Source organism: Paraburkholderia sp. JHI2823, from assembly GCF_038900695.1.
Taxonomy (GTDB): Bacteria; Pseudomonadota; Gammaproteobacteria; order Burkholderiales; family Burkholderiaceae; genus Paraburkholderia; species Paraburkholderia mimosarum.
Genome location: NZ_JAYMRY010000227.1, coordinates 1 through 472 on the forward strand (window position 1 = coordinate 1; position 472 = coordinate 472).

The window sequence follows — 472 nt, forward strand, 5'->3', positions numbered from 1 at the left end:
TTCTATAACTGACATGGTTCGCAAATCCTGTCAACATGGACTTGTCTGAAGGTCCTCCAGGGAAACCTCCATCAGTGTGTATTGATGGCTCTGCAGACGCACGAGTTGTGGTGTTTGTATCAGTGGAGGACACCTCATCAATTCGCTCAACGACAACCTCCTGCTTAACCTTATGCACCACAGGATCCACAATGTACTCCTCAACTAACAACTTCACAATAGGAACGGGAGCTTGTACCTTCTCAGTAGGAGCCTGTACCTCCTCAGTAGGAGCTTGTACCTCCTCAATAGAAGTCTGTACCTTCTCCGTAGGAGTGTGTACATCCTCAACAGTGGATACTCTAAGGCCCTGACAACGGGGTGCACAGAACTCCACATTCTGCTCAGTCATCTGTTTCCGGTGAGAACCGGTCGGGGGACGGCGTCTAGCCCATAGCTCTGAAGCCCGCGTCTCGTCAGCACGAGCTTCAAC

General features: G+C 50.8%; 1 protein-coding gene. It reads right to left on the bottom strand.

The annotated features are described in order from the left end of the window. The coding region (locus VSR34_RS38420; protein WP_342965233.1) for a hypothetical protein at positions 1-391 on the bottom strand (391 nt) is incomplete at its 3' end. Positions 392-472 lie beyond the last annotated feature (81 nt).